Raw genomic sequence first — 23376 nt, forward strand, 5'->3', positions numbered from 1 at the left:
TAATCTATTGGTTTAATTAACTAACGCGATTTCCCTTAAGCAACCAAGTTTGTGGCTGTGTCACCTTGACCGAGATGAAGTCCCCTTCTTTTTCATCTTCATGCGTGAATAGGACGAGATGATTGGATCGCGTACGTCCACTCCAAATGGATGCATCATTTTTACTTGGTCCTTCTGCCATCACCTCATAAATCTTGCCTTGCATTTCTTGATGAAGCGACAGGCTGATCTCATTCTGTAAACGCATAAGCATCTGCAGCCGCTCTTTTTTTACAGCATCATCCACTTGTTCTTCCATTTCGGCAGCAGGCGTCCCCGAACGTTTCGAATACAAGAAAGTATACGCAGAAGAGAAGCGTATTTCGCGCAAAAACTCCAATGTCTGTTCGAAGTCTTCTTCTCGTTCGCCTGGAAAACCAACAATCAAATCCGTGGTAAGACTCACTTTCGGAATCTCTTTTCGTATGCGTCTGACCAAAGCGCGATAAGATTCAATCGTATAGACACGATTCATTGCTTTTAGGATCCGATTGCTCCCGTATTGCACAGGAAGATGGATATGTTCACATAAGTGCTCCCCATCGCGAATGGCTTCGATGACACGATCCGAAAGATCTTTTGGGTGGGACGTCATAAAACGCACACGACGAATTCCTTTCACTGAATCGACCATACGAAGCAAGTCGGCAAAGTCCGTGCTTCCGGCATCTTTTCCATAGGAATTAACGTTCTGACCTAGAAGCGTGACTTCTTTATAGCCATTCGCTACTGCCTCTTCAACTTCACGTACAATTTCAGAAGCTGCACGGCTGTGCTCTCTGCCTCGTACATACGGCACAATACAATACGTGCAAAAATTATTGCAGCCGTACATAATCGGGACCCATGCTGAAAATCTGCCCGTACGCATAATCGGAGCATTGCTTTCGATTTCCCGATCTGTCATGGTTGTATCGACGACATGCCCGTGTTCTGTTTCCATTTCTTGTACGACACGCGTCAATTCTTTTACTTTGTTTGTACCAAGAACGAAATCAATATGTGGAGCGCGGCGAATCAGTGCATCGCCTTCTTTTTGTGCCATACACCCCGTAATGCCGAAGATCAATGCAGGATTCTGTTGTTTTAGATGTTTGATTTCACCTATTTTCCCGTAGACGCGATCCTCTGCCGACTCTCTCACGCAACACGTATGAATTAAGATGAGGTCGGCAGATTCCAAGGAGTGCGTTTCCGCATAGCCAATCGTCTCAAGCTGTCCCTTCATGCGTTCTGCATCGCTGATATTCATCTGACATCCATAGACGAGCAACTTGAAATATTTTTTGGGGGCATTACTCAAACTCATATCCGTTTTCAATCCTTTTGTAGTACCGTATTGATTTTTACGCCGAGAAATGCAGAAAATATGCACAGTGCCAACTTTTTCATATCACACACAGAAAGAAATGATGAAACCATAGGCACCTCTCCTCCATCAACAGAAAGCAATATTCTTTTCCTAAGAGAGTATATCATAACGGGCTTCCCATTGCACGTGCGACACTGTAGACATCTTTCTTTCTACGCATTTTCGTCATAAACTGCGTGACCTGTGTGGCACTTTTTACATTGAGTCCCAAGATGATAGTGGAGGTCTTGTTGCTTCGATTTGGCGTTGCGCTGAGGTTACGAATATTTATCTTCATTTCCGATGGAACGGCAAGAATTTCAGCGAGAACACCGCTCTTGTCATTACATACGATTTCGATTTCTACCGTATATTCCTTGTCAAGGCCGATGTCCCAAGCAACTTCGATCATACGCGAAAAATCCGTATCATTGAGCACATTGGGGCAATCGGCGCGATGAACGGAAACCCCTCGCCCACGCGTAATGTAACCGACAATCGGATCACCTGGAATCGGATTACAGCAACGCGCAAGGCGCACCATGAGACCGCTTTCCCCTTCAACGAGAACACCATGGCTTGCTTTTTTGACCCGTCCGCTCTGTGGTGTTTTTAGCTCGGAAAGAAGTTTCGAAACGTCAGGAGGAGTTGCATCCTGCACTTCTTTTTTGTACAATTCGATAAGCTTTGTCAGAATACCAGGAAGCGCAATGCCCCCATATCCAAGCGACGCGAGAAGGTCATTCTCCGTTTGGATATTGAGCTTTTCCGCTACTTTTTGAAGCCGATTGCTTTTCAGAAGTTCTTTTGGTGCATAACCAAGCCGTTTTGCCTCGTCTTTGACCATCTCAAAACCGCGTTCTATATTTTCTTCTCTCTTTTCTTTCTTGAACCACGAGCGGATTTTATTACGCGTTTCAGAAGAGGCAACGATATTCAACCAATCCCGACTCGGACCGTTATTTGCCTTATTCGTAATGACGGATACAATATCGCCATTTTTTAGTTTATGTTCGAGCGGAACCAGCTTGCCGTTTACCTTCGCTCCCACGCAATGATGTCCGATTTCTGTATGAATCCGATAAGCAAAATCAATTGGGATGGAGCCTTTTGGCAAATCGATGACATCGCCTTTTGGGGTAAATACAAACACTTCATCTGAGAAGATGTCGACTTTCAATGCTTCAAAGTATTCCTTGGAATCGCTGAATTCACTTTGCAAACTGACCATCTGACGTAGCCAATTCATTTTTTGATCCACTTGGCTGTCGGCCCCAATACTCTTACCGGATTCTTTGTATTTCCAATGTGCTGCAACACCGTACTCGGAAACTTGATGCATGGAAAAGGTGCGGATCTGAATTTCAAGCGGATAGCCATGTGTCATGACGGTCGTGTGAAGGGACTGATATCCGTTGGATTTTGGCATGGCAATATAATCTTTGAATCGTCCGGGGATCGGTTTCCACATGGCGTGGATGACGCCAAGTACTCCGTAGCAGTCTTTGACTGTATGAACGAGTACCCGTACAGCAGAGAGATCGTAAATTTCACTGATGTCTTTGTTGTCGCGTTTCATTTTTTTATAAATGCTGTAAAAATGTTTTGCGCGTCCATTGATTTCCGCATGAATATCCGCTTCAGCCAATTTGGCGCGGATCTGCTCGATTGATGCATCAATAAAGCTTTGTCTCTCCTTGCGCTTCTGCTTGACGTTCTCCACGAGATCATAATAAATCTCCGGTTCGAGATAACGGAGGCAAAGATCCTCCAGTTCCCACTTGATGCTCGAAATGCCGAGCCGATTGGCAAGCGGAGCATAGACCTCGATCGTTTCTTTGGCGATTCGCTTTTGCTTATCCTCACGCATGCACTTGAGTGTACGCATATTGTGCAGGCGATCCGCTAGCTTGATCATGATGACACGGATATCCTTGCCCATGGCAAGAAACATTTTGCGATAGCTTTCGAGCTGCGCTTCTTCCTTTGACTTATATTGCAGCTTTCCGAGCTTCGTAACGCCGTCGATGAGCAAGGCGACTTCTTCGCCGAAGAGCTCTCGCATCTGTTCAATCGTATAGATCGTGTCCTCGACGACGTCATGTAGAAGCGCTGCGCTTATCGTTGCATCGTCCATGTGAAGTTCGGTCAGGATTTGTGCTACATGGAGCGGGTGCATGATATACGCTTCGCCAGATACGCGAGTCTGTCCTCTGTGTGCCTCGTCGGCGAGCGTGTAAGCACGCTGGATCAGTTCGATGTTTGCCTTCGGTGCATAAGCTTGTACTTCCGCTTCGAGGCTTTCTATCGTAACCGGCAGCTTATCTTTGTCATTCATACGTCAATCTCCAATCGTTCCATTTTCCCATTCTCGTCGATAAGTCGAGGATTTCATGAGGTCTATTTTACCTAAAACGGAAGGCATTTCGTACCCCTGTTCTCCGCGTTTGCATGCCAAGATTCCAAGTTCTTGAAACACCGTCAACGAGCATTCCATCGTATAGTAGGAAATGGGTTCGAATGTTTTTCGATATTCCAGTGTGAGACGGATATCATCGTATGGAACTCGCTCATACATCCTATAAAGTGTACGCAAAAAGCGATAAACATTCCGTAGCATTTCTCGTGAAGGAAATTGACGGTCTTCTCGTGCGACCTGCATGGAATCAATCATACACTGTACGGTTCGCTTTCCATTCCACTCGTTGATAGCAGGCGCATATACGAGTTCCATCCGCTCCGTCTCCAAAACTGGAGCAAGTTTTCCTTCATTCCAAAAGAGCCCAGTGACCCATTTTCCTTCTTCTCCGAACTGGAACCGAAGATGCGCGCCTTCTTTTCCGATTGCGACAGGTGCATGTATTTGTGCTTGCCGACACCCGAAAAGTGGTTTCGGATTCCCCATTCCATACGGCTCCATGCGTGCAAGTTCTTCGATAAAATGGATGGTGATTTCCTCTGGTGGAAGCTCTGCCTCAACCGCTACCTTGGGAATGTAATCCTCTAGGGATAAGTGTTGCCTAGCGTAGTCCTGAAATGCACCGTGAAAAGCAGAAAGATTGGTTTCCTTGACGGACAATCCTGCTGCCATCTCATGTCCGCCAAATTGAATTAAATTCGCGCGGCAAGCATTTAATGCCTTATACATGTGAAGTCCCTTTATGCTTCGGCAAGAGCCTTTGCATATACCATCGGACTGGATCGATAGCACGATCGTCGGCTTGTAGTATCGATCGACAAGGCGCGAAGCGACAATGCCAATCACACCCGGATTCCAATCTTTTCCAGCTACAACAATCGCAGGCATATCTTGTGGATTTTTCCCAACGAGACGCTCTTCTGCATCTTCTAAAATCGCATGTTCCATGGTTTGCCGCTCCGTATTTAGCAAATCCAATTCGAGTGCCAACGACCGTGCCTCACATTTTTCTGTTGCGAGAAGAAGTGAGACTCCCTTTCGTGCTGTCCCGATACGTCCTGCGGCATTGAGACGCGGGGCAAGAATGAACCCCACGTGTCCAGCATTGATAGGTTTTCCTTTTAGCCCTGCTATCTCGATGAGCGCGTCGAGCCCAATAAAGGCGGTATCTGTCATGCGCATCAATCCTTCTTTGACAATGCGTCTGTTTTCTCCGCGTAATGGAACAAGATCTGCTACTGTGCCAAGCGCAACAAGTTCCAAATCTTCTTCAAAAGATTTTCTTTCCATGCGGTGCCAAAGTGCTTGGCATAACTTAAATGCAACGCCAACCCCACATAAATCCTTTTCTGGATAAGGACAGTCTTTTCGATGCGGGTTGAGCACTGCAACCGCAGGTGGAAGCTCATTGCCGGGCAAATGATGATCGGTGATGATGATATCGAGCTTTTCTTTCATGGCCTCGACATCTTTTACCGATGCTATGCCACAGTCCACGGAGATGAGCAAATCGCTATTTGGGGCAAGCATTTCAAGCGCATTTCGATTGAGTCCATATCCTTCTGTCATACGATTGGGAATATAAAAGTCTGCATTGGCACCAAGCTTACGAAGATTATGTAACAGCACGGCAGTAGCACTGATTCCATCTACATCATAATCTCCATAAACAACGATGCGTTCCCTGCGATCAATAGCTTCTATGATGCGAGAAACTGCCAAATCCATATCACGCATGAGAAATGGATCTCCAAAAGATACTCTCTCAGGATAAAGAAAATCCATCGCGTCCTTTTTTGTTCGAATGCCGCGATGCCATAAAACGCTAGCCACGATGGGGGAAGTTGAGATGCGTGCTGCAAAGGAATCAAGATTCGGAACAGGTTCATATACATTCCATTCTTTTATCATACTCCGACTCCTATTCGTTTCCTTCCAACATGAATGCATTTCCTAATGAGAACGATTAAAAACGCTTCCTTGCGGTTTCAAAAACACAAAAGGCTCTCAAAGAGAGCCTTTTGTGTTCGTTTACTGTGCCGGCTGTCTCTTCGCCTGACGTCGTTCCTCTGACCAGTTGCGGAAGGCAATCCAAAGAGGGCTTGCGATAAAGATCGATGAATAACAACCTACGCCGAAACCGATGAGCAATGCAAACGCAAAGTCTTTCGTCGTTTCACCGCCGAAGAAATAGAGTGCAAACGTCGTAAACAAGACGGTAAACACCGTGTAAAGAGAGCGCGTAAGAGTCTGAAAGACACTTCGATTGACAAGTTCGTCAATATCTCCGCCTCGACGGAAATGCAGCTTCAAATTCTCACGAATACGATCAAAAATGACGATCGTATCATTGATGGAATAGCCGACAATTGTAAGCAGTGCAGCGACAAATGAAGAATCGATCTGACGTTGTGTGAAGGAGAACACAGCCAAGACAACGAGAATATCATGAACGAGCGCAAGTACGGCCGCAATGCCAAACTTGAACTCAAAACGATACGCAACGTAAAAAATGATCAATGCCCAAGAAACGAGAAGGGCTAAAACTGCATTTTGAATGAGCTCGCCGCCAATCGTTGCACCGACTTTCTCTTCTCGAAGAACCGTATAGTCACCTACATCGGATCGAAGCGATGCCATGACTTCCTTGCGCTGATTTTCCTCAAGATCGACCGTGCGAATCATCATATCTTCTGACTCCGTCACATCCGACTGTGCACCAGAGAGCTGAATCGTGGCACCATCGAGTCCATACTTCGCGAGACTCGAACGCACTTCCGCTATTGCGACGGGACGATCAAACTTTAAATCGATGATCGTTCCGCCTGTAAAATCAATGCCGAAGTTAAACCCGCGTACGTACATGCAGATAAGCCCGGAAACGATAATCAAGGCAGAAAAGAGGAACCATATCTTGCGATGGCCTGCTATATCGAATTTAAGCATTTTTCTTCAAATCCTCCTTTTTCCAGAGCATATATCCACTCGCACCATAGGCAGAAGGTGATTCAAAGAGTTTGGAATGAATCATGAGTTTCAGCATGTACTGTGTCATTGTGATCGCTGTAAACATAGAGAGCAGTGTGCCGAGACCGAGCGTAATGGCAAAACCGCGAATCGTGCCCGTGCCGAGGAAAAAGAGTACGCCTGCCGCAATAATTGTCGTGATATTCGAGTCAAAAATTGTTGTGAATGCACGCTTGAATCCGGCATCCATCGAAAGACGGAGCGTTTTGCCTTGAATCTGATACTCTTCCTTGAAATGCTCAAAAATCAACACGTTTGCATCGACTGCCATGCCAATAGAGAGTATGATGCCAGCGACACCAGGAAGCGTCAACGTCGCATCGAGCAAATAAAGCAATCCAAGCAACATGATCGTGTACGCCATAAGCGCAATGTCGGCAATAAATCCGGACATGCGATAAAAGAGGATCATGAAGATGAGGACGGCTCCAAGACCGACGGAAAAAGCAAACTGGGACTTGTCTTTTGAATCCTGTCCAAGCGAAGGTCCAACCGTGCGTGTCTCAATGATATTAACCTTGACGGGAAGTGCGCCGCTTCGGAGCACGACGGCAAGATTCTGCGCCTCCTCAAGCGACTTTTGTCCCGAAATTTCTGCTTTTCCGCCTAAAATCGGCTCTCGAACATTCGGTGCTGTCAGCACTTCGCCATCAAGCAGTATGGAAATCGTTCGCCCGACATTTTTCGTCGTAAGATCGGCAAATTTTTTCGCTCCCTCGTCCGTAAATTCAAGGTTGACCACATTTTGTCCATTCTGTTGATTGGTTGCAGCTTGCGCATCCTTCAGGTCCGTACCTGTGAGAACGGTATTTCCTTCTTCATCCTTAAATTCGAGTACAGCTGTCTTGCCAATCGTCTTGATCGCTGCATCTGGATCCTTTACGCCCGGCAGCTCGATGATAACGCGGCGCTGACCTTCGCGTTGGATAATCGGTTCCGTAAGACCGAGTGCATTGACACGTTTTTCCATAATGGTCACAACGCGGTTCATCGCATCGTCGTTGACTTGCGCAACATCCGTATCTTCTGCTTCGAGGACAACATGTGTGCCCCCTTGCAAATCCAATCCTTGCCGAATCGAGTTGGCAAGGGGCTTTACAAATGCTAAAAAGATGCCAATGATAGCAACGACGCAGACAATCAGCTTGATAAGATTATCTTTTCGCAACAGCTTCACTACCCTTTCTAAACATATTGGGAAATCCATTTATTTGCGAGCGACATGAATTCGGCGTTTCTCCGTCAATATGGTTTCGACACGTTGATCATGCCATTCCATCGGAATAGCCGGTATGACCAAACAATCAAAAGTCAGAGCAATACGCTTTGCCTGCGGTGCTTTCTCCGCCATATAGCGATCATAATACCCGCCGCCTAGACCAAGCCGATCGCCTTTTTCGGTAAATGCCGCTCCTGGGATGACAATGCAATCAATTTCGGATGCCGGTACGGCATGCTGCCGCAATGGATCAACCGTTCGAATTCCAAACGATCCCACGACCAATGAATCGAGTGAAGGAAGTTCTACGGCTTCCATGATCCCTTTCCCTGTAATGAGCGGAAGTACAACTCGTTTCCTGCATGCAAGGCATTTTTGAAGAAGTGCATCCAGTTGGACTTCTTCCGGCATCGAGGCATAGGCAAAAATCGTATTAGCTGCCTGAAACGCTTTTTCCTCGTAAAAGCGAGCGCAGACTATTGCACTCGCCTTCGTCCGAAAGGAACGCGATAATTCCTTGCGACGCGCAACGACTTGCTTGCGGAGAACCCTCTTCTGTAGAAGCGCTTCCTCATGTGTCATTTCACGTCCACAGGTACAACCGAATTAATGCTTGAACGCACCATCTCGATCTCGACATCTTTTGCAATGAGCAGCTTCAAAGACTTTTCATCAATCGAAGAAACCGTCCCATATATCCCACCAATCGTAATGACACGATCTCCCTTCTTCAAATTGTCAAGCATCGACTTACGTCGTTTTTGTTCATTTTTCTGTGGTCGATACAGCAAAAAGTAAAAAATGGCAACCAGTAGTACAATCGGTCCCCACGTGCCAAGTGTCCCCATCATTTCTGGATTCATCACACACACTCCTTATTTAAATCAATTTATTTGTCCATGTGGCTGATAGCCACGCATGAATTCCTTGCAAAACGATACAAAGGAATCTGCTAGAATTGCTTCACGCATACGGCGCATAAATACCTGCAAAAACCACAGATTATGAAGGGAGAGCAAACGCAAACCAAAAATCTCTCCTGCTCTTATGAGATGACGGATATAAGCGCGCGTATATCCATTCCGGCAGGCGTAGCAACCGCAACCTTCTTCCAACACATGATGATCATGCGTGAAAACAGCATTCTTCATCACGAGTCGTCCTATATGCGTCATCGCCATACCATTTCGCGCAACGCGCGTCGGAAAGACACAGTCAAACATATCAATGCCACGTGCAACTCCTTCCACAAGGCAATCAGGCGTTCCAACGCCCATTAGATAGCGCGGCTTTTGTTTCGGAAGATAGTCTGTCGTATAAGCAAGCATTTCATACATGAGCTCTTTGGGTTCTCCAACCGACAGCCCGCCTATCGCATATCCGGGAAGGTCTAGACTCGTTGTTTTCTTCGCGCTCCAAGCACGAAGCTCCTTGTACATGCCACCTTGCACGATGCCAAAAAGACCTTGACGATCGGATTTTCCAAGCACACTTTTGCAACGTTCCAGCCAACGAATCGTTCGTTCTGTCGAAGCTTTCGCATAAGCAAAATCTGCAGGATATGGAACGCACTCGTCAAATGCCATAACGATATCTGCGCCAAGGCACTTCTGTACTTCCATCGAAACTTCCGGTGAAAGAAATTTCTTCGAACCGTCAATATGGGAACGGAATGTCACGCCTTCTTCCGTGATTTCGCGCAAATCACCAAGACTGAATACTTGAAATCCTCCGCTGTCCGTTAGAATAGCACGATCCCAATGCATAAATGCATGAAGGCCGCCCGCCTCTCGTACGAGATCCATCCCAGGGCGTAAAAAGAGATGATAGGTATTGGATAGAACGATTCCTGCGCCCAAATCCTTTAACTCATCTGGAGAAACTCCCTTTACAGTCGCCTGTGTGCCAACAGGCATAAAAATCGGCGTTGGAAAACTGCCGTGCGGTGTATGGATAACACCCGCCCGCGCACCGGAGTTTCGATCTTCATGCACCAACTCATAGGAAATTGCCGCCAAATAAGAACCTCCTTTTCGCTAAATTCGATGATACGAATTTTATCATACCACAAAACAATCCATAAATCGATTCCAGGTCAATAAGATTCCGAAAGTGCCGCACGAAGCTGTTCTTCCATGTAGGGGAGATCCGGTGCTGCCCCCATCCAAAGCCTAAAGGCCGCCGCTCCCTGAGCCGCCAGCATGCGTTCACCATTGATCGTTTGATGTCCATGTTCATGCGCTTCGCGTAAAAGCCGCGTCTCAGCCGGAATATAAATGATATCGTATACGATAGCGGACGGATTTAACACCGACCAATCGACAGGGGGCATCACCTCATCATGCGGTCTCATTCCAAGAGGCGTCGTATTGACAAGCAGATCTGCCTTCCTCATCTTTGCACGAAATTCCGATGTTTCCCAATGAAAGATGCGAATGCGTCCATAGTCCTGAAAGCGATCTGCCAATACCTGTGCCTTCTGAGGGGAACGCACGCCAATCGATACAGAAGATTGTTCTTTCAACAACGCCCATAGTATCGCACGTGCCGCACCGCCTGCACCGAGCATGACACTATTTGTTCCAGCAAGCTTGTAATGTCGAATACGCAACGCATCCAAAAAGCCTTCCGCATCGGTGTTATAGCCATAAAGACATCCATCGCGATTGACAACCGTATTAACGGCACCAATCCTTTTAGCATTCTCATCAATTTCATCGAGCAAGGACATGATGGTCTCCTTATGCGGAATGGTGACGTTCCAGCCCGCAAAATGGAGAGCGCGCAACCCCTGAACAGCAGCTTTCAAATCCAGCGGTGCTACTGGCAGTGCAATATAAGCATAATCGAACCCCAAACGACCAATTGCCGCATTTTGTAAAACAGGCGACAAGGAGTGTGTAATCGGCCACCCTATAACGCCGAGATTCTTTGTCGTACCCTTTATCACGAATATCCCCTCTTACCCGTGCTGACGGCGTGTTTCTGTCAAGAGATCCATTTTGAGTTCATAGTAATCCGGTGTCATATCGAGATAGTGTATATGCGGATTTTCAAATCGTTGCTCCTCTTCCCAAATTTCCGCTTCAAGCTGTTTCATAACATATTCGCGAATTTCCTTTAACGTAGGAAGCTCCTCGATCCGTTTACCATGCCGTACGTATAGCTTGCGAAGATTCTTAAACGTACAGTTTTCAAATGCACGATTTTTCCATGGCTTTTGTGGATCAATATAACGAATCGGCGAATCTTCCGAGAACGTTTCCCCATAGAGTGAAATCATGTCTGCAACTGCATGTCCATTGACATCGTAGACGCGATACAAATCCTTTCTCCCCGGATTCGTAATCTTTCCGATATTTTCGGATACTTTTATGCGCGGCGCAAAACTCTGCCCATTACCTACCGCTGCAAGCTTGTATACGGCGCCAAACACAGGTTCTGATTTTGCCGTAATGAGCCGCTCCCCTATGCCAAAACCATCAATGCATGCTCCCTGAAGCAGCAAAGAGCTTACTGTAAACTCATCAAGGCTGTTGGAAACGATAATCTTACAATCGAAAAGCCCTGCCTCATCGAGCATCCTACGAACGCGTTTCGAAAGATATGCCAAGTCACCTGAGTCAATTCGTATGCCACGCAATCGTTTTCCCATTGGTTCCAAAATTTCATGCGCAACACGAATCGCGTTGGGGATACCCGAATGAATCACATCGTATGTATCGACGAGAAGGACCGTTGCATCCGGATACGTTCGCGCATAGTTGGCAAATGCCTCATATTCATCACCGTAGAACATGACCCAGCTATGCGCCATTGTGCCTGATACTGGAATTCCAAAGATTTGTCCCGCCGTGCAGGTAGCTGTGCTCGAAACGCCGCCGATATAAGCTGCACGTGCGCCGTATGTCGCTGCGTCCATGTTGTGTGCGCGACGTGCGCCAAAGTCCGAAACAGCCCGTCCTTGTGCAGAACGAAAAATACGTCGTGCCTTCGTTGCGATAAGCGATTGGTGATTCACCTGCGCAAGGATTGCCGTCTCCACGAGCTGCGCATCGATCAAGGGCGCAACAATCGTCATGATTGGCTCATTTGGGTACATAACCGTCCCCTCAGGCATCGCGTAGATATCGCCTGTAAATCGGAAATTCTGAAGGTAGGAAAGAAATTCTTCCGAAAAGACATGCTGCTGTCGAAAATATTCAACGTCTTCTTGGGAAAAGCACATATTTTCCACATACTCAATGACTTGTTCAAGTCCAGCAAAGATGGCAAAACCTCCCTTGTCTGGATTTGCACGATAAAATACATCAAAGACGACGTGTACGTTTTCGTCATGATGCTGCAAATAACCATTTGCCATCGTAAGCTCGTAAAAGTCTACCATCATTGTGATATTACGCTTGTCAAACTGGGTCATGCCGTCACCGCTTTCTGTTATTGAAGCATATATTTCATATCGATTATATCACCATGCATAATTTCATGCAAAACCTGTCGTTATTTTAACCAAAGATACTTCGTGGAAAAATTTACACCATTTGGGCGATTTTCTTGATTGCTTCTGCGATCATCTTCACTTGTGGCTCAATCGTCGCAAGCACTAACCGCTCTTGTGGGCTATGGATATTCTCTGTCGTAACCCCAACAGACACCATATCGAGTTCCGGATTCTTACGTGCGTGCCAACTGCATTCAAGTCCAGCGTGAATCGTCTCGATCTTCATCGATTTGCCATTTTGCTTTTTAAATATGCCTGCCATAAGATGCGCTAATCGGCTATTCGGATTTGCTTTCCAAGCCGGGGACGGTACGCCGATATTTGCTGAAAATCCCGTAAGTGCTGCAAGCTGCTTCGCCAACAGGCAGAACTCCTCTGTTTTCTCATCGATTTCAGACCGAGGATAAAACTGTACCGCAACGCGCTCTCCATTCATATCCACACGCCCAAGATTCGCTGACGTTTCGACGCCCGATGCAACGGAAGACATCGAGAACACACCGGTATGCAGCATAACCAGTAAACGGAGCAGTCGCATTGTATCACCTGCTTTTATTGGATTCTGATCGACGTTTATCGTTTGAACTTCCATACGTACATTCGGATCAACATTTCCATACGAATGAAGGAATCGCATTTTCTGCTCATCAATGATAGCGCGCAGATCCTCCTCAGAAAGATTCGTACGTATGACGGCCTCTGATGCACTCGGAATTGCATTCCGTGCCGTTCCTCCACGAATAGAAATCAATTCAAGTGTTCCATGATCCTGTATTGAAAAGAGGGCAAGCGCTAATGTTCGAATTGCATTGCCTCTACCATCACCGATCCGCTCGCCAGAATGCCCGCCGCGAAGTCCATTGACTGTTATGCGATAGCAATTCTTTTGCGCAGGAGCAGTGCGCGAAAGCTCTCGCGTAAATTCAATATCGACACCGCCGGCACTTCCTATCGTAAGTTCGTCGTAATTTTCGCTATCGCAATTGATCAAGAAGTTCGCATCCGCAAAATATTTTTCGGAAAGTGCCATGGTTCCGGTCATCCCGCGCTCCTCATCTACCGTGACAATGAAGCGAAGCGGTCCATGTTCTTTTACCGTTTGCATCAGGTAGATTGCCGCTGCCACGCCGATGCCATCATCCGCTCCTAAACTCGTTCCCTTTGCTTCGAGATACTGTTCTCCGTAAACGAGTCGAATCGGATCTTGCTCCGGCGTATAGGCGTAGCCTGGCTGTGCTACGCACACCATATCCATGTGTCCCTGCAGTATGGTTCGAGGCGATTTTTCATATCCTTTCGTTGCTGGCTTGTCCGCAATAATATTGTACACATCATCTTGTACGACAGAAAATCCCAGTGTCTCAAGGCGTTGTTTCAAATAATCACTTACTGCTTTTTCATGGCCAGACGGACGAGGTATGGCAGCAAGCCCTTCAAATTCTTCTAACACGCCATCGAGAATTGCATTATTGTATCGTTTCAAAATAAACCACTCCTACTAAAACAAAAACCAGGCAGCCCGATGCTGTCTGGTTTTCTTTGAAAATCCAAGAATCAATCTCGAAGAGCACAGATGAATCGGATATTTCCTTATAACAGTCGATGTATAATTCAGTCCGTTAATGCAATTGGCATGCAATCCGCAACATCAACTCCATCTGGCACGTAAAGTACAATCTGTTCAGAGATGCGCTTTGCACACCCATTCATCACATAACATACGCCATTGACGAAATCGCAGATACGACGCTGCTCACTTGCGTCGATACGTTCATAATTTACGACCGCTGCTTTTCCACTCTTAATATCATCTGCAATTGTCGTGACTTGGTCGAAATCCTGCGGTGCATAAATCTGCACCTTAAGTACAGCCGACTTATTCGTGTGAACGGTAAGCTGGGGACGCTGCGAATACGATGCATGAGCAAAATGGTCTGTCGTATCCGCTCCTCTGCTGACATACACAGGACTGCCTCCTGCAACCTTGTATGATGCCGTTTCAACTTTCGCCTTCTGTACTGCTGGCTTGGACGATTCCTCATTTACGAGATCTTCTTCCAAGTCCATCAGATCATCTTCAATCGGCGGCAGAATCGTATCGAACGCACTCTGCATCATGCCTTTTAACTTTGAAAATCCACCCATTGAACCTCGCCCTTCCACCATTCACATACATCACGATAAACCGGCTAACTCATTCAAAATACATATATTTCTTTTATATCATAACGAAAACAGTGATACAATTCAAGAGAAAAATATAAAATTACTGGAAAAATCGGCTCATTGCATGACAATCCGCCGACATCTATGCTTCCAATAGGATCACTTTCTAGCATTTTTTGCGGCACGTCCGCGAACCGTGCGATCAAGGACGGCCTTACGCAAGCGAATATTCTCAGGCGTAACTTCGACTAGCTCATCGCTGTTGATGTATTCTATTGCCTGCTCCAAAGAGAGCAGCCGCGGCGGCGTCAATCGAACTGCCTCATCCGAAGCGGATGTGCGCATATTCGAAACATTTTTCTTCTTGCATGGATTAATATCGATATCGTTTTCACGCGAGTTTTCCCCGACAATCATACCTTCGTATACCTGCTGTCCAGGAGAAATAAACATCGTGCCACGATCCTGAAGCGTAAAAATACCGTACCCCGTCGTCTCGCCTTGTTCAAAGGCAACAAGCGAGCCACGCGTGCGTCCTGGGATGTCACCCTTGTACGGCGCATATCCGTGAAACACGTGGTTCATAATTCCATTGCCCTTTGTACTCGTCAAAAGTTCGGAACGGAAGCCTATAAGACCACGTGCCGGTATCGTAAATTCAAGACGCATATATCCTGCCGTTTCGACCATATTTGTCAGCTCAGCCTTGCGTGTACCGAGCCCTTCCATAACAGCACCCATGTAATCCTGCGGAACTTCGACGGTCAGATTCTCAATCGGCTCACAAAGCTGTCCATTTATCGTCTTATATACAACTTCAGGTTTACCGACCTGCAGCTCGTAGCCCTCGCGACGCATCTCTTCAATGAGGATGGACAGATGCAGCTCACCGCGACCGGAAACCTTAAATACATCGGCAGAATCCGTTTCCTCGACACGCATCGCAACGTTCGTTTCAACTTCCTTGAAGAGACGGTCACGTAAGTGACGCGATGTAACCAGTGATCCTTCACGACCTGCGAACGGACTCGTATTGACACCAAACGTCATAGAAAGCGTCGGCTCGTCGATGTTGATTGTCGGAAGCGCCTCTGGCGTCTCCGCATCCGCTATCGTATAGCCGATAGACACATCGCCGAGTCCCGTAAGCGCAACGATCTCACCCATGCTTGCAGATTGCACTTCCACGCGCTTTAGCCCTTGATACGTGAAGATCTTGCCAATCCTTGCCTTCGTCTCACGGTCCCCGTCGATGATAACAACATTTTGGTTGACCTTGGCAGTACCACGAATAATGCGACCAACTGCGACACGCCCTACAAATGTATCCGATTCGAGCGTCGTGACCATCATTTGGAGCGGAGCATCAGGATCGCCTACCGGTGCAGGAATTTCCTTTAGGATCGTTTCCATAAGCGGCTCAAGATTATCGCTCTCATCGTCCATGCTGTATTTTGCAATGCCATCGCGTGCTGCTGCATAGATAACAGGAAAATCAAGCTGGTCATCGTCTGCATCAAGCTCCATGAAAAGCTCCAAGACCTCATCATACACATCGTCGACACGCTGATTTGGCTTATCAATCTTATTGATGACAACAATCGGTTTGAGTTTCTGTTCGAGTGCTTTGCGCAAGACGTACTTCGTCTGTGGCATGGGCCCTTCAAAGGCATCGACAAGAAGGAGCACGCCATCGACCATATTGAGGACGCGTTCTACCTCACCGCCAAAATCGGCATGCCCCGGCGTATCCACGATGTTGATCTTGACATCATTGTACATCAGTGCCGTATTCTTGGAAAGAATCGTAATGCCGCGTTCGCGCTCGATATCGCCAGAATCCATAACGCGTTCCGCTACTTGTTCATTGGATCGGAAAACGTGGCTCTGTTTAAGCATTGCGTCAACCAGTGTCGTCTTGCCATGGTCGACGTGCGCTATGATTGCGATATTTCTAAGCTTTTCGTTCGTTACCTTGCTCATGCTTTATGCGATTCCTCCCAAAGTGACTGCCATTCTAAAAGTTATGCTTCCGAATTACGCGAATGAACGCCGTCTAACATTATCGATCAGCATAATAACACTACAATATTATTATAGTGCAAAAACATTGTCAATAGAAATTTTTTTCAAATACCTCATTCCTTGTGCAGCCTATGATCAAAATCCAAGGCAAAATCTTTTGCCGATTTTCCCCAAACATTTCGAAATCCCTGTTTGCCGTTTTCTGTCTCGCGCACTTCTTCAATCCAGCGTGCATACGATGCCCAACCATTTGAATCAATCAACTCATACGTGCCGAGTTCCATAACGAGGGATACTATCTCGTGCCCATAGATATCCACCATGTGTTGATAAGATTCTTCTGTCTGAAGATCTGCCAACTTTGGTATTGCCTTTTGTTCACGCAGCTTCAATATCCATGTGCGCCGGTAATCGCGAAGCGCCCCATAACCAGATTCTGACAAGGCGTCTACTCCCATAAGGTACGAACTTCCATATACGAGCCAAATCGGCTCTTTATTGTCTGTTGCCATGCGTTGTCGCTCGAAAATACGCGCTACCATCGTTCCCAAAGTGAAAATCGTCTGTTGCTTAGATTGAAGCTCTCCCGCATTGAGCAAAATCGTGCTTCCGTTTTCAACCCACAAACTTGATGCTGCCAATTCTTCTGCTGTCTTTTTTTCAACATCACAATATGCCATAATATCGTTTACGAAATCTTCTTGCCCCATTGCCAGTACGAGCGTATATGCTCCGTGAAGTGTATATCCGAGACGCTGTTCGACCAACGTATGGCTAAACGCAAGATACTGCTTTATATCTCGCACATACTGCTCTTTGACCGATCCGTTCTCTATATGAAACTCCAGTGGGGCATTTCTTTGTTCTTCCCACCAATGCGAAAAGGAGGCAAAAAAAGATTCCGTTGTCATGCCAAATGCTTTTTCAAAAGATTCCTCCCCACTTCGGCCTGCTCCTAAACCTTGAAAATAATTCGTCAGACATTCCCCTTCTTTCCCCTTCGGAAGCTGATTGAGCAGGTACCATGTCATGAGATCTGACACGGAATATGCATGAAACTCTTTTCCCATGATGTGCTTGCGTTCTGCAAGGTCCAAATGCTGCAGATCCGCTATGCGTGCCATCCTCGGTGCGGAAAGAAGCTCTAGCGTAATATCGGCAATCCACTTGTCTCGTGTACGCCCATTCATACGTTCGGACAAGAGTGCTCCCATGTAGTCTGCCGTACCCTCTTCCAACCAAAAAAGTGCTTTCTCGTCGGTATCCTTGCCGTTCGCTAGTGCATACTGCACTTGATGAAAAAGTTCATGTCCCGTCGTATGGATTCGGTCACTTCGTCCTTTCATCACGTTTGCCGCACCATTGATTGCCGTAATGCGGTGCTTTCCACCCGACCAACCGCCAGAAATATTGGCGACCCCTTCCGCTTCTTTCGTTTCGAGTGAAAATTCGCGCGCCAAAACTTGTGCATAGATTTCCTGAGAGCCTGCAACATAAACTTTGACATGCTTCGGCAAAGCGACATGCATTTCCGCGTCGAGAAGTGGATTCATTTCCTCTGCTGCTTCTCGAACATCCCGCATAGTGCTTTTCGTAACAGCCCCTTCTGCACGAATAAAAAGATCTTCAGATCCCTGTTTTTCCGTTAGCATGTCACAAAGCTTGAAGCGAACGTCATCCAGCACTCCTGCCATAAAAGTGGTTTCTATAAGAAAAATCACCAGCAATAGAAAAAGCAGCCATATCTTTTTCAAGCAAATCCCTCTATCTTTCCTGCCAATGACAAGTAAAATGCTCAAAACAATCGATTAGGCCAAATAACGAAAGCCCCATTGCACTTAACGTGACAATGCCGGCATACATATCAAGGTAATTGACACGCAGCCATGCATCCATGATGTAATAGCCCATGCCATATTGGGTACCGAATGTCTCTGTAAAAAAAAGAACGGAGACCGCTGTCGCCATTGCAACGCGTATAGCCGTGATGAACTTAGGCAGGACGGCAGGAAAGATCACATGACGCAAAATCTGTCCAAAAGAGGCACCAAGCGAACGAAGTGGGAAATACGTTTCGGAAGGAATTGCACGAACGCCATCACGCACAGCAATGACGACTTGAAATACGATGATCAAAAAAATCATGAGTATTTTCGAAAGTTCCCCTATACCGGTCAGTAACATCAAAATTGGCAAAAGGGCGATCTTCGGAATTGGATATGTCAAATAAACGAAAGGCGAAAGAATGCGATCCACCCGTCTGCAATACCCCATCAAAACACCTAGCGGATAGCCGATTATTACAGCCATCAGGAGCCCCGCTCCTATGCGAAATAGACTGTATGCACCATGTACCGCAATGGAATCGAAAAAAACGAGAACAAGACGAGATAGGACGCGTGAAGGAGGCGGAACAATTGGCAATTCCATAATATAAGCCACACATGTCCAAAGCATGCATAGGAAAGCTGCCGCTGTTAGATACGACACAATGATACGACCGACCCTCATGACCTGCTCCTCATTTGTATGATTTTTTTACGCAATGCGCAACTCATTGAAAAAAATTTCTGTCCCATGCGCTGTGCTTTATCCCTTGCAAGCGGATTGTCAATTATGGTAATCGCATCTGTATATCGTTCCGGCATAATGACGATCCGATCACCTAAGTATAGTGCCTCTTCTACGTAATGCGTGACAAGCAAAGTCGTGATGGACTGTCCGCGCCACAAATCCAAGAATACTTCCTGCATTGCGTCGCGTGTAATGGCGTCCAAAGCAGAAAAAGGCTCATCCATCAACAAAACATCAGGAGAAAGCAGGAAAACGCGCGCCAAACTGACGCGTTGCTGCTGTCCGCCGCTTAGTTCATGTGGATAACGATCCAGCAAGGTTTCAATATGCAAACGTTCACACAGCGAACGCATATCCGCTCGTCTTGATTTCGCTATTCCTTTGATCTGACATCCGAGCAAAATATTGTCGTGCACGCTTTTCCATGGCAATAAGCCATAGTTTTGCGGCATGAAACCAATGCGGAAATTCTTCGGATTGATCGGCTTATCGCCGAATCGAACGACGCCAAAGGAAGACTGAATCAATCCTGCCACCACCTTCAGCAACGTTGATTTTCCACATCCGGAAGGTCCGATAATAGCACAAACCGTTCCTTTCGGAACGGTAAGGCTAAACTGATTCAAAATCGTATTCATATCTCTTTTGTGGGATCTATCATCATAGCGGACTGTAAGATTTTCGATTTTAATGCTATCTTCCATCATTTTTCTAACAAATTCACCACTAGGTCATCATAAGAAAACTGCGTTTTGATGAGTTGTTTGTCCACGAGCCACTTGATGCAATCCGCTACATCCGAATCCTTCGGCAAAGAAGCATGATGGTACTTTGATAAACGCAGCGCGTCCCTTGCACTTGGCGGGAATCCGCCTTTTTCAACAATGAGATCCATGTACTGCTCAGGATCCGTATCATTTAGGTAATCAACAGCTTTATTATAGGCACGATACATAGCTGCAATCTCCGCTTTCTTTTCGCTTGTTGCTTTTCCCGTAAAGAGAATAACGCCAGGATTAATCCCGAGCTCATCCGACCCTGCGAGAAATACGCCACCTTTTTTTACTGCAATGCTTGCCATCGGCTCAGGTAATGTAGCTGCAGCAAGTTTTCCATTTTGAAGCATCTCAAGACGTGTTGGAATCTGCGGAATAATAACTTTGTTGATGGAATCTTCCCTCACGCCTTCTTTTGCCAAAATTTGATCCGTGACATATTCAATGATCGTATTACGCGAAACACTGACCTCTTTTCCGACCAAATCCGCAACGGTATGTATCCCAGATTCCTTTGAGGCAATCAATTTATAGCTTCCATCTGTGAACGATGTGACCTTCACATCGAAGCCACCGTCTTTTGCAAAAGCGACGGCAAGCATATCCGAAACGGCACCATCCAAATTCCCGCTTTGCAGAGCACTGTCCCGATCCATTGCACTCTTATACTGTTGGATGTCAACAGAAAGCCGCTCTTCAGCAAAATAACCCTTTTCCTGTGCAATGATAAACGGCAGCGAATCGGTATCCGGCATGAGACCGACGACGAGCGGCTTCATATCTTTCGTCTCAGACGTCTCCTTCGTACCTTGCGTACCACCACAGCCGATAACCGTTATGATGAATGCCGCCATAGTGCCGAGCATCAAGCATTTTTTGAAATTCAATTGAACCCCTCTTTCCCTGTCCATATCATCGCGATAAATAGGAAGCCAAAAGTGCCGCTCCCTGCCGTGCATATCCAATGACGCGATCAATCGTATCACGGTTTTCCTCATATGCGGCCTGTGCCTGTTGCTTGACTTGATCGACATCCCGTTTCATTGATTGAACTTGATCCATCTTTTTGTCGATCTCATCGAGCATATTCTGCGTGTCCGCAATCGATTGATGGACATTCGCCGATTCATCTGCATTCGCAGCACCTCGTGCTTCCGTCTGCGCAACAGCTTGTTCACGCTTCCCTTCTTTCCCCGAAACCTTGTCCACAATCTTGCCGATTACAGAAGTAGGCTTGTCCTCCTGCAACGCCTCCGCACGCCCCTGAAGTCGTCCCGCCTGACTGTCCAGCTCATGCTGACGTTTTTCCAAAGCTTCCTTTTTCGACTCAATCTCTGTGCGGCGCTTTTCCAAATCACGTTCCTGCGCTACCAATTTCTTTTCTTGATCGGCAATCTGTTCCTGACGCAAGTGCAAGTCTTGTTGTTTATCCGATGCATCTTGACGATAGCCCGCTATCACAAATCCAATCAGGGCAGCGAACAAAAAAGAAATACCAAGAAAAATCCATTTTTTTCGCTTGAATCGAATCCCATGAAAAGTGTTCTTCCGCAGATTCCCTGTCTTACGTATCGGTGAGAGTTCTCGCACATCCCCTTTTTTCTTAGGAAAAGGCTGTTGGATATCATCACGCGATTCAATCGATGAAAGCGGCTGTGTGTCCGCAGCAGAACGAATCATATTCTTTTTGAATCGTTGATTCTCCTTTGGATCCATGTACTGCGTTTCATCCAAATCCTGCTCTTTCATATGTCTCCTTCCCTCTGTAGGTCTTCATTCGATACAGCTAATGCTCCATGCTCACGCTGCATGGTTTCGCAAAGACGGCGAAAGGTCCATAGGATATTGAATGGTGTTACAACCGACTTGAATCGAATCCGTTCCACACCTGCATCATCGAGCGCTTTCAGAACGGCTTCCAATCGCTTGTTTCGTACATTTTGCAGAACCATGACCTCATGCGGGAACGTAAAACCTTCTGAATCTGAAGACTTTGCTGCCTGAAATCCCTTCATACCAAGTAGAAATCCTACTTTTTCATTCCATGCTCCATTCGGTACTTCGCGCACCCTCACGCCGAGACGGCGAAGGGTCTTCATCAGCAGCGCAAACTTTTCCGTATCGTGAATTCCGTAAAGCAAAGCTTGTTCTTCTCGTTTCATTTTATACGCTCCTAAAAGAACTTGTCGGAAACATTCTTTTACATTTTGTATGAATCGTATCTATTGCACATGGTGTGCCACACCCCATTCACGAACCGTTTCATATAACGGTGTTGGCACACGATACATTTCTCCAAGCGCGACAACGCGATTGACAAGCCCTTCAAATTCTGATGCACCACCTGCGAGAACATCGCGCTGCATGGACGTCCGAAGCCCTGGCTTGAAGGCATCGATGAGCTTCAACCCTGTCTCTACAAGATCCGTCTCAAAGGTGATTCCCATCGCTGCCCCAATTGCAATGACCTCTCGAATCATTCCGACGAACATCTCGCGTTCTGGCCCAGCATGCTGAAATGCCTCACTTGTTGCATTATAGTAAAGACCGGTCGCTCCCAGCGGAGAAACAAAGGCGAACTTCTGCAGCGCATCACGTCGAATCTGTTCGGTGAACTGGCACGATATCCCGGCTTCTTTTAGAATTTTTTCCAACGCATGCGCTTTATCGGCAAGATGCCGATCCTGTCCCGGCCGAAAGCCATAAAAGACGCGGAGAATTTTTTGTGGCTGCGCAATGATGCCCGGAGCCTCTACTTGCGCCATGACGTAAATACAACCGTCAAGGCAAGTGATTTCCGGCAACTCCTGCTGCATGACCTCGCCTGTTCCATATACATTCAAAATTGGGATCACAAGTGTATAACGATCTGCTACACGCTTTGCAAATGCAATAGCATCAGAGAGACCATAATACTTGACACAAACAAATAGAACATCCGGCGTGCCTTGATACGCCTCCATCGTGCAGGCTTTCGTATCGGCGAGATGAATATCGCCTCTATGCCCTGTTCGAATCGTTAATCCTTTTTCCTGAATCGCCATTAAATGTCTTCCGCGCGCGATAAACGTGACATCGTTTCCAGCAAGGGCAAGGTATCCGCCTAGACAACCACCTGTTCCACCCGTTCCCACAATGACAAACCTCAAGGCAACTCCCCCCTCATGATTCACGTCAGATAATGTTTTTCATTATATCGCAGATTTCCCTGCTATGCAATGAAGTTGTGCACAGTCAGCCATTTTTGTTGTAGGTTTACAATACATGTGTTACAAAATC

Annotated in this window: 20 protein-coding genes; all 20 read right to left on the minus strand. The window is 46.6% G+C overall.

Going from position 1 to position 23376, the window contains the following annotated elements:
* Positions 1-16 precede the first annotated feature (16 nt).
* The 20 genes from miaB to HMPREF1985_RS04340 all read right to left on the minus strand — a co-directional run bounded on the left by miaB (position 17) and on the right by HMPREF1985_RS04340 (position 23246).
* Positions 17-1348 carry a tRNA (N6-isopentenyl adenosine(37)-C2)-methylthiotransferase MiaB gene (gene miaB / locus HMPREF1985_RS04245; protein WP_021771245.1) on the minus strand — a complete coding sequence of 444 codons (1332 nt, stop codon included), beginning with the start codon at positions 1346-1348 and terminating at the stop codon, positions 17-19.
* Between the two features lie 166 nt (positions 1349-1514).
* Positions 1515-3728: a RelA/SpoT family protein gene (locus HMPREF1985_RS04250; protein ID WP_021771246.1), complete on the minus strand. Its 2214-nt coding sequence runs from the start codon at positions 3726-3728 to the stop codon at positions 1515-1517.
* Between the two features lie 3 nt (positions 3729-3731).
* Positions 3732-5720 (minus strand): single-stranded-DNA-specific exonuclease RecJ, encoded by a 1989-nt coding sequence (recJ, locus tag HMPREF1985_RS04255; protein ID WP_040637038.1) that lies wholly within the window; start codon positions 5718-5720, stop codon positions 3732-3734.
* A 120-nt stretch (positions 5721-5840) separates the two neighbouring features.
* Positions 5841-6755 carry a protein translocase subunit SecF gene (secF, locus tag HMPREF1985_RS04260; RefSeq protein WP_021771250.1) on the minus strand — a complete coding sequence of 305 codons (915 nt, stop codon included), beginning with the start codon at positions 6753-6755 and terminating at the stop codon, positions 5841-5843.
* Entirely contained in the window at positions 6748-8004 is a 1257-nt protein-coding gene (secD, locus tag HMPREF1985_RS04265) for a protein translocase subunit SecD (protein ID WP_369758548.1), read from the minus strand. The genes secF and secD overlap by 8 nt, the downstream gene beginning before the upstream one ends.
* Before the next feature lie 39 nt (positions 8005-8043).
* On the minus strand, positions 8044-8637 hold the full coding sequence (locus tag HMPREF1985_RS04270) for a 5-formyltetrahydrofolate cyclo-ligase (protein ID WP_021771252.1): 594 nt from the start codon (positions 8635-8637) through the stop codon (positions 8044-8046).
* Positions 8634-8918, minus strand: a complete 285-nt coding sequence (yajC, locus tag HMPREF1985_RS04275) for a preprotein translocase subunit YajC (RefSeq protein WP_021771253.1) — start codon at positions 8916-8918, stop codon at positions 8634-8636. The genes HMPREF1985_RS04270 and yajC overlap by 4 nt, the downstream gene beginning before the upstream one ends.
* Before the next feature lie 21 nt (positions 8919-8939).
* Positions 8940-10073 (minus strand): tRNA guanosine(34) transglycosylase Tgt, encoded by a 1134-nt coding sequence (gene tgt / locus HMPREF1985_RS04280; RefSeq protein WP_040637039.1) that lies wholly within the window; start codon positions 10071-10073, stop codon positions 8940-8942.
* Between the two features lie 77 nt (positions 10074-10150).
* Positions 10151-11005 carry a shikimate dehydrogenase gene (locus HMPREF1985_RS04285; RefSeq protein WP_021771255.1) on the minus strand — a complete coding sequence of 285 codons (855 nt, stop codon included), beginning with the start codon at positions 11003-11005 and terminating at the stop codon, positions 10151-10153.
* 12 nt (positions 11006-11017) lie between these two features.
* Positions 11018-12475: a nicotinate phosphoribosyltransferase gene (locus HMPREF1985_RS04290; RefSeq protein WP_021771256.1), complete on the minus strand. Its 1458-nt coding sequence runs from the start codon at positions 12473-12475 to the stop codon at positions 11018-11020.
* A gap of 112 nt (positions 12476-12587) precedes the next feature.
* Complete coding sequence (gene pepD / locus HMPREF1985_RS04295) at positions 12588-14039, minus strand: beta-Ala-His dipeptidase (RefSeq protein WP_021771257.1); 1452 nt, start codon at positions 14037-14039, stop codon at positions 12588-12590.
* Between the two features lie 128 nt (positions 14040-14167).
* Positions 14168-14701, minus strand: coding sequence for a cell division protein SepF (locus HMPREF1985_RS04300; protein ID WP_021771258.1), 534 nt, complete (start codon positions 14699-14701; stop codon positions 14168-14170).
* A 180-nt stretch (positions 14702-14881) separates the two neighbouring features.
* Positions 14882-16705 carry a translational GTPase TypA gene (gene typA, locus HMPREF1985_RS04305; RefSeq protein WP_021771259.1) on the minus strand — a complete coding sequence of 608 codons (1824 nt, stop codon included), beginning with the start codon at positions 16703-16705 and terminating at the stop codon, positions 14882-14884.
* Positions 16706-16860: 155 nt separating this feature from the next.
* Positions 16861-18501, minus strand: coding sequence for a hypothetical protein (locus HMPREF1985_RS04310; protein WP_021771260.1), 1641 nt, complete (start codon positions 18499-18501; stop codon positions 16861-16863).
* A gap of 10 nt (positions 18502-18511) precedes the next feature.
* Entirely contained in the window at positions 18512-19258 is a 747-nt protein-coding gene (locus tag HMPREF1985_RS04315) for an ABC transporter permease (protein ID WP_021771261.1), read from the minus strand.
* Entirely contained in the window at positions 19255-20028 is a 774-nt protein-coding gene (locus HMPREF1985_RS04320; protein ID WP_021771262.1) for an ABC transporter ATP-binding protein, read from the minus strand. The genes HMPREF1985_RS04315 and HMPREF1985_RS04320 overlap by 4 nt, the downstream gene beginning before the upstream one ends.
* A complete protein-coding gene (locus HMPREF1985_RS04325; RefSeq protein WP_040637082.1) occupies positions 20025-20963 on the minus strand; it encodes an ABC transporter substrate-binding protein in 939 nt (312 codons plus the stop codon). Before HMPREF1985_RS04325 ends, HMPREF1985_RS04320 begins: the two co-directional genes overlap by 4 nt.
* Before the next feature lie 46 nt (positions 20964-21009).
* Positions 21010-21846: a hypothetical protein gene (locus HMPREF1985_RS04330; RefSeq protein ID WP_021771264.1), complete on the minus strand. Its 837-nt coding sequence runs from the start codon at positions 21844-21846 to the stop codon at positions 21010-21012.
* Complete coding sequence (locus HMPREF1985_RS04335; protein ID WP_021771265.1) at positions 21843-22259, minus strand: DUF3783 domain-containing protein; 417 nt, start codon at positions 22257-22259, stop codon at positions 21843-21845. The genes HMPREF1985_RS04330 and HMPREF1985_RS04335 overlap by 4 nt, the downstream gene beginning before the upstream one ends.
* A 60-nt stretch (positions 22260-22319) precedes the next feature.
* The gene (locus HMPREF1985_RS04340) at positions 22320-23246 is read right to left on the minus strand and encodes a ketopantoate reductase family protein (RefSeq protein WP_040637041.1); all 927 of its coding nucleotides are present in this window, start codon (positions 23244-23246) and stop codon (positions 22320-22322) included.
* Positions 23247-23376: the final 130 nt, after the last annotated feature.

It is taken from the genome of Mitsuokella sp. oral taxon 131 str. W9106, assembly GCF_000469545.1.
Lineage (GTDB): Bacteria > Bacillota > Negativicutes > Selenomonadales > Selenomonadaceae > AWVT01.

Bases quoted from the DNA above. Each gene is read 5' to 3' on its own strand.
- miaB (WP_021771245.1), bottom strand. From the start codon at position 1,348: ATGAGTTTGAGTAATGCCCCCAAAAAATATTTCAAGTTGCTCGTCTAT.
- HMPREF1985_RS04250 (WP_021771246.1), bottom strand. From the start codon at position 3,728: ATGAATGACAAAGATAAGCTGCCGGTTACGATAGAAAGCCTCGAAGCG.
- recJ (WP_040637038.1), bottom strand. From the start codon at position 5,720: ATGATAAAAGAATGGAATGTATATGAACCTGTTCCGAATCTTGATTCC.
- secF (WP_021771250.1), bottom strand. From the start codon at position 6,755: ATGCTTAAATTCGATATAGCAGGCCATCGCAAGATATGGTTCCTCTTT.
- HMPREF1985_RS04270 (WP_021771252.1), bottom strand. From the start codon at position 8,637: ATGACACATGAGGAAGCGCTTCTACAGAAGAGGGTTCTCCGCAAGCAA.
- yajC (WP_021771253.1), bottom strand. From the start codon at position 8,918: ATGAATCCAGAAATGATGGGGACACTTGGCACGTGGGGACCGATTGTA.
- HMPREF1985_RS04290 (WP_021771256.1), bottom strand. From the start codon at position 12,475: ATGACCCAGTTTGACAAGCGTAATATCACAATGATGGTAGACTTTTAC.
- HMPREF1985_RS04300 (WP_021771258.1), bottom strand. From the start codon at position 14,701: ATGGGTGGATTTTCAAAGTTAAAAGGCATGATGCAGAGTGCGTTCGAT.
- typA (WP_021771259.1), bottom strand. From the start codon at position 16,705: ATGAGCAAGGTAACGAACGAAAAGCTTAGAAATATCGCAATCATAGCG.
- HMPREF1985_RS04315 (WP_021771261.1), bottom strand. From the start codon at position 19,258: ATGAGGGTCGGTCGTATCATTGTGTCGTATCTAACAGCGGCAGCTTTC.
- HMPREF1985_RS04320 (WP_021771262.1), bottom strand. From the start codon at position 20,028: ATGATGGAAGATAGCATTAAAATCGAAAATCTTACAGTCCGCTATGAT.
- HMPREF1985_RS04325 (WP_040637082.1), bottom strand. From the start codon at position 20,963: ATGCTCGGCACTATGGCGGCATTCATCATAACGGTTATCGGCTGTGGT.
- HMPREF1985_RS04330 (WP_021771264.1), bottom strand. From the start codon at position 21,846: ATGAAAGAGCAGGATTTGGATGAAACGCAGTACATGGATCCAAAGGAG.
- HMPREF1985_RS04335 (WP_021771265.1), bottom strand. From the start codon at position 22,259: ATGAAACGAGAAGAACAAGCTTTGCTTTACGGAATTCACGATACGGAA.